14 protein-coding genes and 1 pseudogene are annotated in these 16,924 nt (G+C 64.7%); all 15 read right to left on the reverse strand.

All coding sequences use genetic code 11. The features are described 5' to 3' along the window. Positions 1 to 58: 58 nt before the first annotated feature. Positions 59 to 679, reverse strand: a complete 621-nt coding sequence (gene pncA / locus ACE10Z_RS33105) for a bifunctional nicotinamidase/pyrazinamidase (protein WP_375789975.1) — start codon at positions 677 to 679, stop codon at positions 59 to 61. Beyond that, the gene (locus tag ACE10Z_RS33110; protein WP_375784539.1) at positions 679 to 1,497 is read right to left on the reverse strand and encodes an aspartate dehydrogenase; all 819 of its coding nucleotides are present in this window, start codon (positions 1,495 to 1,497) and stop codon (positions 679 to 681) included. Before ACE10Z_RS33110 ends, pncA begins: the two co-directional genes overlap by 1 nt. Further along, on the reverse strand, positions 1,497 to 2,915 hold the full coding sequence (locus tag ACE10Z_RS33115) for a M20/M25/M40 family metallo-hydrolase (protein ID WP_375784540.1): 1,419 nt from the start codon (positions 2,913 to 2,915) through the stop codon (positions 1,497 to 1,499). The genes ACE10Z_RS33110 and ACE10Z_RS33115 overlap by 1 nt, the downstream gene beginning before the upstream one ends. Before the next feature lie 130 nt (positions 2,916 to 3,045). Beyond that, positions 3,046 to 3,534, reverse strand: coding sequence for a Rid family hydrolase (locus ACE10Z_RS33120; RefSeq protein WP_375784541.1), 489 nt, complete (start codon positions 3,532 to 3,534; stop codon positions 3,046 to 3,048). A gap of 19 nt (positions 3,535 to 3,553) precedes the next feature. Then, positions 3,554 to 3,964 (reverse strand): c-type cytochrome, encoded by a 411-nt coding sequence (locus tag ACE10Z_RS33125; RefSeq protein ID WP_375784542.1) that lies wholly within the window; start codon positions 3,962 to 3,964, stop codon positions 3,554 to 3,556. After that, a complete protein-coding gene (locus ACE10Z_RS33130; protein WP_375784543.1) occupies positions 3,961 to 5,553 on the reverse strand; it encodes a flavin monoamine oxidase family protein in 1,593 nt (530 codons plus the stop codon). The genes ACE10Z_RS33125 and ACE10Z_RS33130 overlap by 4 nt, the downstream gene beginning before the upstream one ends. A 124-nt stretch (positions 5,554 to 5,677) precedes the next feature. Next, complete coding sequence (locus ACE10Z_RS33135) at positions 5,678 to 6,430, reverse strand: hypothetical protein (RefSeq protein ID WP_375784544.1); 753 nt, start codon at positions 6,428 to 6,430, stop codon at positions 5,678 to 5,680. Positions 6,431 to 6,841: 411 nt separating this feature from the next. Beyond that, positions 6,842 to 8,062: an ABC transporter substrate-binding protein gene (locus ACE10Z_RS33140; RefSeq protein WP_375784545.1), complete on the reverse strand. Its 1,221-nt coding sequence runs from the start codon at positions 8,060 to 8,062 to the stop codon at positions 6,842 to 6,844. A gap of 511 nt (positions 8,063 to 8,573) precedes the next feature. After that, a pseudogene (locus ACE10Z_RS33145) lies at positions 8,574 to 9,689 on the reverse strand (integrase core domain-containing protein); the annotation flags it as partial. Positions 9,690 to 9,881: 192 nt separating this feature from the next. Continuing rightward, positions 9,882 to 11,303, reverse strand: a complete 1,422-nt coding sequence (locus ACE10Z_RS33150; RefSeq protein ID WP_375784546.1) for an amidase family protein — start codon at positions 11,301 to 11,303, stop codon at positions 9,882 to 9,884. Positions 11,304 to 11,359: 56 nt separating this feature from the next. After that, positions 11,360 to 12,778 (reverse strand): amidase family protein, encoded by a 1,419-nt coding sequence (locus ACE10Z_RS33155; protein ID WP_375784547.1) that lies wholly within the window; start codon positions 12,776 to 12,778, stop codon positions 11,360 to 11,362. Between the two features lie 44 nt (positions 12,779 to 12,822). Further along, positions 12,823 to 13,617, reverse strand: a complete 795-nt coding sequence (locus ACE10Z_RS33160; RefSeq protein WP_375784548.1) for a FadR/GntR family transcriptional regulator — start codon at positions 13,615 to 13,617, stop codon at positions 12,823 to 12,825. A 98-nt stretch (positions 13,618 to 13,715) separates the two neighbouring features. Then, positions 13,716 to 14,216 (reverse strand): hypothetical protein, encoded by a 501-nt coding sequence (locus ACE10Z_RS33165; protein WP_375784549.1) that lies wholly within the window; start codon positions 14,214 to 14,216, stop codon positions 13,716 to 13,718. 357 nt (positions 14,217 to 14,573) lie between these two features. After that, complete coding sequence (locus ACE10Z_RS33170; protein ID WP_375784550.1) at positions 14,574 to 15,695, reverse strand: amino acid ABC transporter permease; 1,122 nt, start codon at positions 15,693 to 15,695, stop codon at positions 14,574 to 14,576. A 1-nt stretch (position 15,696) separates the two neighbouring features. Further along, positions 15,697 to 16,884 carry an amino acid ABC transporter permease gene (locus tag ACE10Z_RS33175; RefSeq protein ID WP_375784551.1) on the reverse strand — a complete coding sequence of 396 codons (1,188 nt, stop codon included), beginning with the start codon at positions 16,882 to 16,884 and terminating at the stop codon, positions 15,697 to 15,699. Positions 16,885 to 16,924: the final 40 nt, after the last annotated feature.

Consider the following 16,924-nt stretch of genomic DNA (forward strand, 5'->3'; position numbering starts at 1 on the left):
TGGGGATTAGAACAAAAGGCCAGTTAAAACAATGGTTTTTGCCTCTGCCTGGCCGCGCTCAGGGGATCTGCTCGACGAGCGCGACGCCGGCCTCGCGCATCGCCACGGTGGCGGCAGCAAGCGAGCCGCCGAGATCGATGGCGCGGCAGCCCGGCAGCGCGACCGCGGTCTCGAAGCCGAGCCGCCGCGCATCGAGCGCCGAATATTGCACGCAGAAATCCGTCGCGAGCCCGGCCATCACGACACGCTTGAGGCCGCGCTCGCGCAGATAGCCGGCGAGCCCGGTCGGGGTTGTCCGGTCGTTCTCGAAGAACGCCGAATAGGAATCGATCGCGGCCCGGAAGCCCTTGCGGATCACGAGCTCGGCTCGGTCGGTTGCGAGGTCGGGGTGAAATTCGGCGCCGGCTGTGCCCTGGATGCAATGATCCGGCCACAGCGTCTGCGGTCCATAGGGCATGGTGACCGAGGAGAACGGTGCCGCGCCCGGATGCGAGGTCGCAAACGAGCTGTGGCCGGCCGGATGCCAGTCCTGGGTCAGCACGACATGATCGAAGCGCCCGGCGAGCCGGTTTATCACCGGCACGACGGCATCGCCGTCGGCCACCGCCAGCGCGCCGCCGGGACAGAAATCGTTCTGCAAGTCGATGATCAGCAAGAGGTCGTCGGGGTGGATGTGCATCACGTCCCGATCCGCAACGACGCGCGCAGCTTGCGCAGGCAGGCGATCACCGACAGCGCCGTGATGCGGCCGGTCTTCGGGTTCTCCGAGGGGATGTTCTCGATCATCATCGAGAACCGTGCCGAATCGGAATCGACCTCGATGCGGTGGGTGTTGCGCGTCACCGTCGGGTCGGCCCAGATCTCGACCCTTGTGCGATCGGGGCCGATGCCGGCGAGCGACAGCGCCACCGCGACGTTGAGATTGGCCGGAAAGCCCTTTGCAGCGGCGCGCGCGCTGCCCTCGAAGATGCGCAGCGGCTCGGTGATGCCCTCGATCCGGATGTTGTTCTCGACCAGATGCGGCGCGCCGACGAGGCCGGCAATCGGTTTCCGCGACACCAGCCTTGCCGAATGGATGGTACCGACCGCGGCCGCGGTCACCGCATCGAGCCCGATCAGCGCGCCGGTCGGCACGATGATCTGGCCGCCATGCGCCTTGGCGAGGTCGATCAGGTCCTCGTTCTGCAACAGCGCCCCGACGCTGAGCACGACCGCGGTCTTGCCGCGCTCGACCACCGGCGCCACGATCGAGCGCACCAGCTTGCTCGGCGCGCACTCGACCACGATATCGGCGACCTCCGCCAGCTCATCGATCGGCACCAGCTTCGGCGCAGACTTGAGACCTTCGACCCAGCCGCGGTGCTTGTCCGGGCTGTTCGCCGACACCGCGACCAGCGTCAGGCCCTCGATGCCCTGATCGAGCGCCTTGACGACGTCGGTGCCGATCGCGCCGAGGCCTGCGACCGCAACACGGGTCTTCGTCTTGCTGTCAGCCATCATTTCCCGCCGGCGAGCATCTTGACCAGGCGATAGAGGTATTCCTCGCCCTCATAGAACGACTTGACGAGCACGCGCTCGTCCTTGCCGTGAGCCCGGTTGTCATCGACATCGGATCCCAGTCCGGAATGGCCGTAGGTCGGAATCCCGGCATTGCGCAGATAGCTGCCGTCGGTGGCGCCGGTGCTCATGACCGGGACGATTTCCGCATTCGGCCAGAACTCCTTCGACAGCTTCTCGACCGATCCCATGATCTCCTCGTTCAGCGGCGATGGCGGGCTCAGCACGGCCTTGCCGGTCGGAGCAACCTCGATCTGCTTGTCGGCGAGCACGCGCTCGATCGTCGCCTGAACGCCTTCGACCGGCTCGCCGGGCAGGATCCGGCAATTCACCTTGGCGGTTGCCAGCTGCGGCAGCGCATTGATGGCGTGGCCGCCTTCCAGCATGGTCGCGACACAGGTGGTGCGGAGCTGCGCGTTGTAGCCGGGGTTCTCCGACAAGCGCGCCAGCGCCGCCGGGTCAGGCTGCGGCGCCAGGATCGCCTTGATGTCGTCGGCATGCGACTTGTCGACCTCGGCGGTCTTGGTGAAATAGATCCGCGTGGTTTCGTTGAGATTCATCGGGAAGTCGTATTTGGAGAGCCGCACCAGACCTTCGGCGAGCCGATAGATCGCATTGTCCTTGCGAGGCAGCGAGCTATGCCCGCCGCGATCCTTCACGGTGAGCTGGTAGCCGATCGAGACCTTCTCGCTGGTCTGCACGCTGTTGCGGATCGCCTTGCCGTTCTTCAGGCCGACGCCGCCGCCTTCGTTGAGCGCGAACTCGGCGTCGATCAGGTCGCGGTGATTCTTGATCAGCCATTGCATGCCGAGGGCGTTGGCATCGAGGATCTCCTCGTCGGTCTCGAGCGCGACGATGATGTCGCGGTCCGGCTTGTAGCCCTCTTTCTTGTAGCGGATCAGATTGGTGATGAAGGCGGACGCCATGTACTTGTCGTCGCTCGAGCCGCGGCCGTAGAAATAGCCGTCCTGCTCGGTGAGCTTGAACGGATCGACCGTCCAGTCCTCGCGGTTGGCGGGGACAACATCGATATGCGCGACCAAGAGGATCGGCTTGCGCGCGCCGGAGCCGTGCAGCCGCGCCACCAGATTGCCCTTGTGCGGTGCGGGCGAGAACACATGGACGTCGCCCTCGGGGAAGCCCGCGGCGCGCAGCCGCGCACCCATCGCCTCCGCGGCCTTCTGCGTATCGCCGGTCGCGGTGGTCGTGTTGATCTCGACCAGTTCCTGGTAGATGCCGCGGGCAAATTGCTGCTGCTCGGTCAGTCCTTGTGCGCCGGCGCCGGACGCGAGCAGGACCGGTGCGAACGCTGCCGCGAGTTGCAGCGATCGAACCATGTTTCGGGCCTTGTGCGACATCGTGCTCTCCCAGAATTCCACCACCTGTTTGGGGATGAATTCAGACAGGCGGCACGCGCTTTGGCAAGACGGCGAGCCCTTCAATTTCCGCGCGCATGCTCCGCGCTTTCGCGCCCGCTATTTGGAGCCCTTATTTGGCGTCCTTGACCGCAATCACCTCGATCTCGACCAGGAAGCCGGGATTGGCGAGTGCAGCGACGCCGACCACCGAGCGCGCCGGCAGGTTCGGCTGGCTGCCGCCGAAGAACTGGGTGTAGCCCTCCATGAAGGCTTTGAAGTCCATCGGCGCAGCCGTGTTGTGGACCAGGAACACCTGCATCTTGACGACGTCGCCCATGCCGAGCCCCTGGCCTTCCAGAATGGCCTTGATGCGGCCCAGCACGCCGACGGTCTGGGTCTTGGTGTCGCCATAGGCCTGCGGACTCGATGGATCGGCATCCTTGCTGACGACCGGCGGCACCTGGCCGCTGACATAGACCGTCGTGGTGTTGCCGGTGACGGTCACAGCCTGCGCGATCGGGAAGGTCGAGTTGGGAATCGGATGCCTGACCACGTCAGCCGAGGCAGCGGTCGCCATCGCCGACAGCGCGGCGGCCAGTGCGATACCGATGAACTTCATCAAACTCTCTCCAAAATGGTTAGCGGCGGGCGTCCTGGACGTCCTTGGCCGTCACCGCGTCCTGATAGGTGTTGCCGAAGTGCGTCCGCAGATAATTCACAACGGCGGCGACCTGACCATCGGTCATCATGTCGCCGAACGCCGGCATGCCGCGGCGGCCGTTGACGACGAGGTAGACCGGATAGCTGCCGGTTTCGAGGGTCTTGTTGCCGGCGAGCGAGGGATAAGTGCCGGCGCCGCTCGCGCCTGTCGCATCCGGCATGTGGCAGCCCTGGCAGACATTGCCGAACAGCTCTTCGCCGGTCATTTCCACGAAACGGTAGCCCGAAGAGAAAGTGCGCTTGGTCACCCCGCTGTCCTGGCCAACGGCCGCAGTCGCCGACAGCAGCGCCAGCGCAGCGATAACCGATGTTCCTGTCCGCACCATCATGTCTTCACCACGCGTTCGTGCAATCGGGTAATGGCATCGAGCGCGGACAGGATGGCGCCCTCCTGCCAGGCCGGCAGCTGCGAAGCGTGCTCGCCCGCCAGCGCGATGCGGCCGTCGATCTGGCAGAGATTGCGGTAATGCTGCGCCCGCCCGGCTTCGGTCCATTCGCCAGCGCAGCCGAGCGTGAACGGCACGCGATGCCACGCCACCGCGACACCGTTCTCGAACTCGCTCTTGTACTGCGGATGGATCTTGGCGCCGAACTCGACCGCGCTGGCGACCCGCTCGGCCGGCGTCATCGCCGTGAACTCGAAGGAATTGGCGCCCTCATACAAATAGGCGCCGAGCAGGACGCCGCGGCCGCCGCGGTTGAAGCCATAGTTCGGATAGCCGATATTCCGGATCGGCAGGTCGGTGTAGCTGATGCCGCCATAGATCGCCTCATCCTCCTCCCAGAACCGACGCTTGAACTGCAGCCCGACCTTCACCGAGGCGGCGTAAGGCAAGGAATCGATCGCATTCTTCATCGGCCCGCCGACGTCGACCGGCAGCTGGCTCAGGATCGGCAGCGGGATGGTGCAGATGCACCAATCGGCGGTCGCCTGCTGCACCGCGGACGGACTGGCGATGTCGACATAACTCACGGTGACGCCGGAGCCGTTCTGCTGGATCTGCGTCACCTTGGCATTGTAGCGGATGAGATCGCCGACCTCGCGCGCGAACGCCTTGCCGATCATGTCCATGCCGCCGACCGGCTGGAACATCGTGGTCTGGAAATCGTAGTGCGCGAAGCTCTGGACGTAGCGCCACATCCGCGACCGCAGCAATTCCTGCAGCGAGATCGGATCGCTGGGCAGCGGATCGCCCATCAAGCCGCCGCCGGGATCGCGCGCGTAACCGCGGACGTCGGCGGAGCGGAGATTGGCATTGTACTTGTAGTCGCGATCCAGTGCGCCCCAGTCCCGCAGCGCCTGCAGCAGTATCTCCTGGTCTTCCTTGCTGACGAACTCGTCGAGCCGGCCCTGCTGGCTGACTTTCGCGAGCAGCTCCGACACACCGCCCTGGAAATCCGCCTTGATGCTGCGAAAGCGTTGCGGCTTGCCATCGAACGCACGCGTCGCGTGCAGATAGGCATTGTGGTTGAGCTGGATGAAGGGTTCCAGCGTCACGTTGAGCCGGCGGCAATAATCGAGCAGCGCGCGATGATGATAGGGAATCCGCCACGGGCCAGGATTGAGATAGAGCCCCTGCTCGAACTGGCAGGTCTGCTTGAAGCCGCCGAGCTCGGTAAAACTGTCACCGCCGCGGATCGACCAATTGCGACCGCCGGCGCGGTTGTTGAATTCGAGGATCTGGACCTTGTAGCCGGCCTTGCGCAGTTCCAGCGCCGCCGTCATGCCGGCAAGCCCGGCGCCGAGAATCAGCACCGAAGCGCCCTTCACGTCGCCCGTGAGCTTGAGCGGCCCCTTGTAGGCGGACTCGGACGCGAAGCCGAGGCTCGTCATCGCCTGATACATCGCCGAACTGCCGGCGATGGTCCCGATCAGAGCCAGCAAATCCCGCCGCCTGATCACAGATTGGTTCTGCACCCGCGTTCACCCAGCCGCTGATTTCGATGGCGGAGGGAAACGGTTGACGCGACCCGTGTCAAGAAAGGGCACACGCTTCCACATGCACTCACACGCGCTTTTGATGCGTCACGCGACCGAACCATCACGCTACGCGCTCGAGTTGCACACGCCGGCAATCCATTTCATAGTCGAGTCCAACCACCGGCGGCCGGTCGAAATGCCAGGTCAGACCGTTGCGAAGCACGCCACGGCGGCCGAGTTCGCTTTCGAGCACCGGATAGGCGTCATGCACGGTGTAGAGTTGCACCGCGGTGGTGTCGCGCCAGGAGGCGCCGAACGCGCTCATCCGGCGTTCCATCTCGCCAAGCACGAATTTCGCCTTGGCCAGGATGCCGGCCGGGCTGGTGTCGCCAAGCGCGACAGTATGATCGCGATAATTGGCCTTGCCCTCGACCGACTCGCCGCTGCCGGCCACGACGAAGCTCGCCGGTGCATCCTTCGCCGCCGGCACCGTGTAGCAGAAGGCGTGGAACGACGGCTCGGCGGGCGGATCGAGCTTCGGGCAGACGTTGCTGCGCGCCACCGGATTGACGCCGTCGCGCATCACGCCCCAGGCGATCAACGTCTTGATGTAGATTTCGTTGAAGGCCTTGAACCCGTCCTCGGTAAACGGCGCCGGCGAGCGCAGCTCGCATGCAGCGAACGCGGTCAACGGACGGCCCGCGTCCCTGATGATTGCCGCAATCCGTTCAAAACCCGCGCTCAACGGTACCGGTTCAGAGAACCTGACGCGCTCGATGGCATAACCGGGCAGCGCACCGACGCCGCAGGAATACTGACTGACGCCTGGCATGAAGCGGTAGCCGCCGTCGGGAGCCTCGATGGTGTGGGTCATGGTGCCTCTTGATGTGGATACGGTGGTGCGGCCGTCGCGAGATTCGCGATGGAGGGTATGCGCGAACCGCTCGATTTCATCACAGCCGTCGTCCTGGCGAAAGCCAGGACCCATAGCCACCGAATGTGATTGTGAGAGGGATTGGGTCCGCAGCGTCGCGCAGCAATGACCATTGGGGGTAATGGGTCCTGGCTTTCGCCAGGACGACGATGAGGATGGTTCTCGCGCGATATTGCGCACCTCATCTCGGTGTCATCGCCCGGCTTGACCGGGCGATCCAGTATTCCAGAGACGCCGGTGCTTGAATCGAGAAGCCGCAGCGTACTGGATCGCCCGGTCAAGCCCGGGCATCAGCGCTGCCCCAACAATGCGTGCCCGAACGCCTGCTCCGGCCTCGACCGCCTCGCGCCCTTAATGCGCCTTGGCGAGGTAGGGGCAGCCGCCTTCATCGAGCGGACGGAAGGCCTGGTCGCCCGGCACCGTCGCGAGATATTCGTAGAGATCCCACTTGCTCTTGGACTCCTCCGGCTTCTTGATGCGCATCAGATACATGTCGTGCACCATGCGGCCGTCCTCGCGCACCACGCCATTCTGGGCAAAGAAATCATTCACCGGGGTCTTGCGCATCTGCGCGATCACGGTCTCCGAATCCACCGAGTTGGTGGCGGCGACCGCCTTGAAATAGTGCCGCAGCGCCGAGTTGACGCCGGCCTGGTAGGCCGTCGGCATCGCGCCATGCCGCTTGAAGAACTCCTGGGCGAAGACGCGGGTCTCAGGCGTGCGGTCCCAGTAAAAGGAATCGGTGAACAGCAGATCATGCGCATGCGCGAGGCCGAGCGCGGGCACGTCGGTGAGCGTCACCTGCAGCGCGACGAGCTGCATGCTGGCGCGAATGTTGAACTCGTCGGCCTGCGACACCGCGTTGCGGAAGTCGGAGCCGGCATTGGCGAGCGCCAGGATTTTTGCGCCGGACGACTGAGCCTGCAGCAGGAAGGACGAGAAATCGGCGGTGTCGAAGGGATGACGGACCGCGCCGAGCACCTTGCCGCCGGCCGATGTCACGGCCTTGCTCGCATCGCGCTCCAGCGCCTGGCCGAACGCGTAATCCGCCGTGAGGAAGAACCAGGGCGTGCCGCCGCGCGCGACCACGGCCTTCGCCGTTGCGTTCGAGGAGGCATAGGTGTCGTAGGTCCACTGCACGCTGGTGGGCGAGCATTGCTTGCCGGTGAGATCGGATGAGCCGGAGCCCGAGATCAGGAACAGCTTCTTGCGTTCGCGGGTCACCGTCTGGATCGCGAGCGCCACCGCGGAATTGACGCCTTCGGCGATCACGTCGACACCCTTGTTGTCGATCCAGTTGCGCACGATGCCGGTTGCGACGTCAGGCTTGTTCTGGTGATCGGCCGAGATGATCTCGATCTTGCGTCCCGCGACCGTGCCGCCGATTTCCTCCGCGGCCATCTGCGCCGCGATCACCGATCCCGGGCCATTGCCGTCGGAATATTGCCCGCTCATGTCGGTGATGATGCCGACCCGCAGGACACCATCCTCCGCGCGAGCAGCGCCGGCTGCAAAGCAGAGACACGCGGCGGCAATTGCGACCAGGACACGCGAGCGTTTTGTGATGGACATTTCGTTCCCAGGGGTTCGGATGGTTCGGACGAACTCCTGAAGCAATCAGGGATCGCCGACAACCCCATCGCTGGCATGGCGCTCTGCGATTCCGCGCAAGAATTCCGGGAGGAGGAACATGGCCGAAGTGCCGACACGCGCGCGTCCCCGATCATGCGAACGCCGCGACGAGATTTCGCCGCGGCGTGCCCTAAGCATGATGAGACTAGGTTGATCTGGCACGGCGGTGGAAGTTCACCTCTCCCTTGGGAGAGGTCGGCGCGCAGCGCCGGGTGAGGGGTTACGCTCTCTCGTTGGAGCCGCGGCCCCTCACCCGATTTGCTGCGCAAATCTGAGCAACCGGCAACATGGGTAACAGTTCAGACCGACGACATGGGTAACACAATTCTCGTTTCGTTCAGGTCTGTTGTTGTTGAGGCTGTGGACCCTGAGGGCAACGCGCAGCGTTGTCCTCAAGTCCACAGCCTCTTGCTTTGCGTCTCGGCCTGCGGAGTTGGTCACCGCGGCGAGCGATCGTGCCGAGCACGATCGGGCCATAGCTGACGGTCCAGCCGTCTTGGTCCTCGGCCAGGCCGACGGGCTCACCGATCAGCGCTTCGCTGATGTAGATCGTGTTGCCCAGCCACTTGATCTCTCCGTTCTGCCGGACCGAGCGGACCTCCTGATCGTCAGCGTATTCCGGCTCGCGCAAGACACCGTGGAAGCGGCGCGAGGAGGCTTGGTAACGGTCGGCTGGCGTGGCGTTGTCGAGCGATTGGTGCGGACGTTCTTGGTTGTAGAGATGCTGGAAGCTGTGCAAGCGCTTGAGCTGCTCGCGCATGGTGGGAGCCGGCGGACTGGCAACGTCTTGCAGCAGGGTCAGATGCATGCGTTCATGGCGGCCGTTCTGCTGAGGTTTGCCCGGTGCAATGCGCTCTGGCGTCACGCCGGCTTTGATCAGCTTGACCGACAGCCGCGACAATCCTCCGGCGCCGCGCGAGGCAAACGGCGAGCCGTTGTCCGAGCGCATGTAATGCGGCAACCCAAACTCGCGGAACGCCGCGTCCAGCACCGGCCAGACATGATCCGTGTCGGTGCGCGCCAGAACCTGGCAGCGCAGCAGGTAGCGGCTGTAGGCATCGGTGATCGTCAGCGGCTCGCAGCGCATGCCGTCCCCGGTCAGGAACCAGCCCTTGAAGTCGATGCACCAGGTATCGTTGGCTGCATCGCAACCGGCAAAGGGCGCGCTCGAGGGCGGGCTACGCCGGCGCAGCTTGCGCTTCACCGTCAGGCCCTCACGATCGAACAGCTCGCCGATCGTGCTTGCCGCAGGCCATGCCGTCCGAGGTGACTTCCGTTCAAGAAAGGCCAGCACCTTGATCGGCCCCCAGGTCGGATGCGCCCGACGCACCTCAAGGCAGCGCTCGGCGATCTCCTCCGCAACGCTTTGCGGACGATGCAGAGGAGCTCGCGGACGATCGAACAGTCCGGCCGCGCCTTCTTCCTCGAACCGTGCAAGCCATTTGTAGCCCACCCGACGGCTCACTCCGAACCGCCGACACACCGCCGCAAATGACTCCTCGTGCTTTTGCGCCGCAACCACAAACCGCATCCGCTCATCCACAGCACAGGTCTCCATCCACCCCATCGGCAAGCTCCTCCTTGCCGATCAGTTGACCTGTTACCCATGTCGCCGGTCTATTCTGTTACCTATGTAGCCGGTTAGGACCAAATCGACCTCTCCCCGTTGGGGAGAGGTAAACCCGGTCCGCGGATCCGCTTCAACCAAACTCATCCTGCTTTAGATCATGGGAATGGCGTCGCGTTCCCCTCAGCGCCGCTACCACAATTGTCTTGCCAGAACACCGACCTTGCGCTCGATCGCCTCGGCCGCATCGAGACACATGTCCTCGCGATAGCGCGAGCCGACGATCTGGACGCCGACCGGCAAGCCCTCATGCAGGCCGACCGGCACCACGGCCGCCGGCAGCCCCAGCACGTTCATCGACGAAATGAAGCGCAGGTCGTTCCAGAACAACTCCTTGACGCGCTGGTCGCCGCCGAGATCGGCATTGACCTCCGGCGTCTTGCGCACCGAGGTCGGCATCAGCACCAGCGGATACTGCTCGAGGAACGTCATCCAGTTCCTGATGTGACGCGAACGCTCCGCGATCGCCTTCATGTAGCCGGCCTGATCCAGCTGATTGGCCAGCGCCATGAAGCCGTGGAATGTCTTCTGGAAGTCGGCGCTGGAGGTCGCCAGCATCTGGTCCTGCTGAAGGATGCGGGTCTCGGTCATGATCAGGTCGCACCAGAGCTGCCAGACCTTGTTGAGATCGGGGACCTCGACCTCGCTGACCGCGTAGCCCGCATCGGCCAGATGATCGGCCGCCTTGCGCTGAAGCGCGATCACGCCGCGATCGGTCACCATGTCTTCAGGGATCTTGGCGAGCGCGACCTTGACCGGTGCGGCAGGCTTCGGCCCCGTCAGCGGCGCCGGCACGTACCAGGGATCGCGCGGGTCGCGCTGCGCCATCACTTCCAAGCCGAGGCGCACGTCGGCGACGTGGCGCGCCAGCGGTCCTTGCGACGACATGAACTGCGCCATCAGCGGCCGTTCTGCCGTGGCGCTGGGATTGAACGCCGGAATCCGGCCCTGGGTCGGCTTGATGGTGGCGATGCCGTTGCAATGGGCCGGCCAGCGCAAGGAGCCGCCGATGTCGTTGCCGTGCGCGATGGTGCCGATGCCGGCCGCGATCGACGCACCGGCGCCGCCGGAGGATCCACCGCAGGTCACGTCCGCATTCCAGGGATTGCGCGTCAGGCCGTGCAGCGGGTTGTCGGTGAAGCCGCGCAGCGAGAATTCCGGCGTATTGGTCAGGCCGATGATGATTGCGCCGGCCTTCTTGAGATTGGCCGTCACCGGCGAGTCGCCCGGCGCGATATTGTCCTTGAACGCGACCACGCCGTTCGAATTGGCCTGGCCTTCGACGTCGATGTTGATCTTGATCGTGACCGGCACGCCGTGCAGCGGTCCGACGGCGCCGCCCTTCCCCTTGCTCGCCGCCAGCGCTTCGTCGGCGGCCTTCGCGGCCTGCATCGCCGATGCGCCGAGGTCGACGACGACGGCGTTGAGCGCCGGGTTGGCCTCCTGCATGCGGTCGAGATGGGCGCGAACCACCTGCTCCGAGGTCACTTCGTTTTTCTTGATCGCCGCCGCCGTCTCCACGGCCGACCATTGCCAGATCGGTGCATTCGTCATGTTGTGCTCTCCCATGATGCTCAGTGCTTGTTGTTGATTTCGAAAACCGCGTGCCTTCAGTCGCGGGGGTCGATCGGCGTCAGCGTCGACGCACGCGCCTCGATCACCTCGGCGACCGCGAGACAGACATCTTCGCGGAAACGGCCGGCGATCACTTGCACGCCGACCGGCACGCCGCCGGCGGTCCCCGTCGGCACCACGACCGACGGAAAGCCGAGCGCGGGGACGGCGAGCAGCGGCCGCTGCGCATCGAGCAGCGCACGCACGACCGTTGCGTCCTCCTGATCCTGATCGAAACGGAACGGCAGTTGCGCCGAGACCGGCAGGATGATGACCGGGCAGCGCTCCTGGAACAGCTGCCAGGCCCGCACGATCGAAAGCCGCTGCTCGAAGCAGGCCAGCACCTGATCGCCGTCGAGCTCTGGCGCATATGCAATATGGCAGTCGAGATTGTAGCGGCTCCGATCGTCGCCGAACTTGCGGATCATCGGCGCCAGCACGCGCCGCTCCTCATTGATGACGAGGCGATGCCAGAGATCGGCGGCCTCCGCGAGCCGCGGCGGCGAGGTCTCTTCCACCGCAAAGCCGGCCTCCGCGAGCCAGCGTCCGGCGGCGCGCACCGCTGCGCTGACCTCCGGCGCCTCGTCGCCGAACGGCGCCGCCGCGATCGCAACGCCGACCGGACGCTTGAGCGGAGCTCCTTGCAGCGGCACCGGCATCCACGCGCCGTCGCGCGCGTCCGGCTGCGCCATCGCAGCGAGGCCGGTGCGGAGATCGGCGACCGAGCGCGCCAGCGGCCCCTGCACCGACATCATCTGCGCCGTGATCGGACGATCTGAAGTCGCCGACGGATTGAACGAGGGAATTCGTCCCGGCGTCGGACGCAAGCCGGCGACACCGCAGGCATAGGCGGGATAGCGGATCGAGCCGCCGAAATCATTGCCATGCGCGATCGCGCCCATCCCGGCGGCCACGGCCGACGCGGCGCCGCCGCTGGAGCCGCCCGGCGTCAGGTGCCGGCTCCACGGATTATAGGTCGCGCCGTGCAGATCGTTGTTGGTGAACCAGCGGTGGGAGAAGGCCGGCGTGTTGGTGCGGCCGACAATGACGGCGCCCGCCTTGCGAAAATTCGCGACCACCGGGCTGTCCTCGGTCGCGATCACGTCGCGGAAGGCGACGACCCCGTTGGTGGTGGCGTGGCCGCGCTGATCGACATTGACCTTGATCGTGACCGGCACGCCATGCAGCACGCCGAGCTCCGCGCCGGATTTCACAGCGGCGTCCGCCGCATCCGCCGCGGCCAACGCTTCATCGGCCAGCACCTCGACAATGGCGTTCAATGCCGGATTGACCTGCGCAATACGATAGAGGCTGGACTGCACGGCTTCCCGGCTCGAGATCGCGCGCGTCGCGATCGCGCGCGCCAGATCGACAGCCGGCCAGCTCCACAACTCATTCTCGCGCCGCTTGACCATTGTTGTTTCCTCCAACGCGTGATGCAGCAGTCAGCCGATGCGGTTCAGTCGAGCCGCAACGGCTGGTGAAAGACGGGCAGGTCCATGCGCCGGTCTTCCGCAGGAACCACCACCGCTTCGGCGCTCAGCACATGGTCGAGCATCACGCGCCGGGCGCGCGCCGCATTGCCGGAGCGGAACGCGGCCATCAGGCGCTTGTGAAACTCGATGTTCTCGCAGGTGAAGCTGGATGCGAATTCCTGCACGCCGAGCTTGCCGATCAGATGCCGGATCGCCTCGTTGACGAAGCGGGCGACCAGGCCGAGCAGCGGATTGGGGCAGGCCTCGATCAGGATGTCGTGGAAATCGATCTCGGCGTGGCGGTGATGCTCCCAGTCCGTGTCGCCGCCGGGGTGATGCTCCTGAACCGCGATCGCCTTGTCGAGCGCAGCGAAATGCGCCGCCGAGAGGTGGCCGACCACGCTGAAGGCGAGCTCCGGCTCGATCAGGCGGCGGATCTGGTAGATCTGCGCGGTGCTGATCGACTGGAAATAGAAGTAGTTGCTGAGCAAGCCGACGATCCGGTTGATCGACACCGGCGCCACCCGCGCGCCGCCGCCGGGACCGGTGCTGTTTTGCACCAGCCCCTGCACCTCGAGCGACTTGAGCGCCTCGCGGATGGTCGAGCGGCTGCATCCGAACATCTCGATCAGCTCAACTTCCTGCGGCAGCCGGTCGTTCGGCTGCAAGCCGGCCTGGAAGATGTGACTGCGGATCAGGTCGGCGACCGCGTCCGAGCGCTTGCGCTTGATCGAAGCGCGCCGCGACGGGTCCAGGGAGGGTAAAGCCGATTTATCCATTTTATGATCATAAATAGACCGGGACGGCTCTGCAAGCCCTCGGTGGCCTCGACCGAGGCGATCCTGCTCTCAAAGCGGGCTATTGGTTCACCTGCGGGCTATTGGTTCACCGTAAGGCGCATCTGGTGACAGAATTCTTCAATGAGGTGTGCAAGCGCCTCGAAATTGACGAGCAGTCTTTCGGCCTGCTCGCGATCGACCGATCCGGGGGCAAACGATTCCGTCAGACACCGTTGACGATCTGCCCAAGCTCGGCATGTCGCGGCCTTGTCTTCGGCAAACTCGAGTTGCTCGCTCCGGCGGCTGCGCCTGTTTTCTTCCTCAAGCGACCGCTTGTTGGGGATTGATCTCATATTGGTTGGAACGTCCCGGCGCTGGAACAGGTCCAGGTAGTGATCAACGTTTGCGCGCGCGATGGACTCGTTCATGTACGTGCCTCCCGCCAGTCGCAGTCCTGGTCGGCGCGGCTTGGCTTCAGGACTCAAGAACTGCTCGATCTCTGCCAGAAGGTCACGAAGCTCATCAGTCGAAAACCCCTGCAGGGCATCGTCGACCTGGCTTCGGGTGCTCTCCGGATAGACGGCGTTGTCTTCGGCCATTGGGGTGCAGCAAAATCGAAATAGCCTGTCAGGCAGGCACCATGCATTGCTATCAAAAAGGTAACAGCAGCCGTTGCGCGGCGCTCAGTCCAAATCGGGCGATGTCCACGCGGATAATGATTTTTGTCATCGCGCGCGTTCGCGAATCGAATGGCACTTAAAATAGGCTAGGGACGGAACAGCGCCTAGTGCACTCTGTGCCAGCCGCGCTCGGCGCCGACCATCGGCCAAATCTTGGTTGCCGCATCCTTAAGGCCAGAACGGGCCGTTGCAAAAATCAAAGCAGGACGCTGCGGATGCGGCTGGCATCGGAGACGCAGCATGTGCGCGAAGCAAGCGACGGCGAGTCAAGATCGCTCAGTTCGTTCCGCGCTGCGCCTCGAGGCTGCGGCTGTAGCGCGACATCGCAAAGCAGAACACGAAATAGATCACGCCGACGAACACATAGACCTCGACGCTGAACGACTGCCAGGCCGGATCGACGATCGCGGTTTTCGCGGTCGTCAGCAGATCGAAGATGCCGATGATCAGGACCAGGCTGGTGTCCTTGAAGAAGGCGATGAAGGTGTTGACCAGCGGCGGGATCACGTGGCGGATCGCCTGCGGCAGCACGATCAGCGCGTTCTTCTCCCAGTACGACAGCCCGAGCGCATCGGCGGCCTCATACTGTCCGCGCGGCACCGCCTGCAGGCCGCCGCGCACCACTTCCGCAAGATAGGCGCCGGCATAGAGGATGAAGGCGATCTGCGCGCGCAGCAGTTTGTCGATGTTGACGCCGTCGGGCATGAACAGCGGGAACATCACGCTCGCCATGAACAGCAAGCTGATCAACGGCACGCCGCGGATCAATTCGACATAGAGCACGCAGAGCGAGCGGATCGCCGGCAATTTCGAGCGGCGGCCGAGCGCAACCAGGATGCCGAGCGGGAAACCGAATGCCAGCCCGAAGGTCGCCAGGATCAAGGTCACCGGCAGCCCGCCCCAGCGGTCCTGCGTCACAAAGGAGAGGCCCAGGAAGCCGCCCCACATCAGGCAGCCGATCACGATCAGGGCCGCGGCCCACAGCAGGAACAGCTCCTTGCGCCAGAAGCTGCGGCGGCTCGAAACCACGAACAGCGCGATGAAGATCAGGACCGCGAGCGCCGGCCGCCACTGCTCGTCGAACGGATAGGTGCCGAACAGGATGAAGCGGTACTTCTCGGGGACCACCGCCCAGCAGGCGCCGGCGCCGCGCAACGCGCGGCAGGCGCTGGTGTCATTGCCGGAGACGGTCCAGATCGCGTTGGCAATGCCCCATTGCCAGAGAGCGATACAGGCCTTGCCGAGCACGAACAGCAGCAAGAGCGTCATGATGCTGGACGGGATCGACGCGAACAGATTGGCGCGCAGCCACGCGGTGAACTGACCGCCGAGCGCCCGTGGTGCGGGCCGCGGGCCGATCGGCAGCGGATCCTGCGGAAGGTGTGCGACCGAGCTCATGTCAGCGCTCCACCAGCGCGATCCGCGCATTGTACCAGTTCATGAACAGGCTGATGCCGAGGCTGATCGTGAGGAACACCATCATGATCAGCGCAATCGACTCGATCGCCTGCCCGGTCTGGTTCAGCGTGGTGTTGGCGATCGAGACGATGTCCTGGTAGCCGACCGCGACCGCGAGCGAGGAATTCTTGGTCAGGTTCAGGTACTGGCTGGTCATCGGCGGGATGATGACGCGCAGCGCCTGCGGCAGCACGATGTGCTGCAAGACGAAGCCGCGCTTCAGGCCGAGCGCCTTGGCGGCCTCCGACTGGCCGCGCGGCACCGCCTGGATGCCGCTGCGCACGATCTCGGCAATGAAGGCCGAGGTATAGGTGACGAGCGCGATCAGCAGCGCAAAATATTCCGGCGCCAAGGTCAGGCCGCCGACGAAGTTGAAGCCGCGCAGCTCCGGCAGCATGATGCTCCAGCTCGCGCCTGAGAGCCATGACACCAGCGCGGGCAGCGCGATGACGAGGCCGAACGCGTAGGGCCAGGCCGGCCGCGCCTTGCCGTCGAGCATTTGCTGCGCGATCAGGCGGCGCCTGACGAAGGTGAAGGCGATTACGCCAGCGACCAGCGCCAGGATCGTCCACCAATTCGCCTCATGCAACGGAACCGACGGCAATATGAGCCCGCGGTTGGAGAGGAACACGCCCTCGACCGGCTTCCACGCCTGGCGCGCCGCCGGCAGGCCCTGCATCAGCACGTACCAGAACAACAGCTGCAGCAGCAGCGGCAGGTCGCGCAGCACCTCGACATAGACGGCGGCGAGCCGCGCCAAGAGCCAGTTCGACGACAGCCGCGCGATGCCGACCAGCGTGCCGATCGCGGTCGCCAGCACGATGCCAATCACGGCGACGCGCAGCGTGTTGACAATGCCGACGATGAAGGCGCGCAAATAAGTGTTCTTCGGCGAGTAGTCGATCCAGGAATCCGCGATCGGCATGCCGGCTTCGCGGCCGAGGAAGGCGAACCCGGTCGAGATGCGCCGCACCGAGAGATTATGGACCGCGTTCGACCACAGCCATGCGACGATGGCGACCGCGATGGCGACCACCAGGACCTGCCAGAACAGGCCGGCGACGCGGGGATCGCTGAGCGAAAGCCGCCAGGGCCGGGCGGGAGGGCGTTTCGGCGTCGATGTCGTCACAGCACAGGATCCCAGTGAGAAGCGATCTTCTGCCATGCGC

It is taken from the genome of Bradyrhizobium sp. Pha-3 (assembly GCF_042258615.1).
Lineage (GTDB): Bacteria > Pseudomonadota > Alphaproteobacteria > Rhizobiales > Xanthobacteraceae > Bradyrhizobium.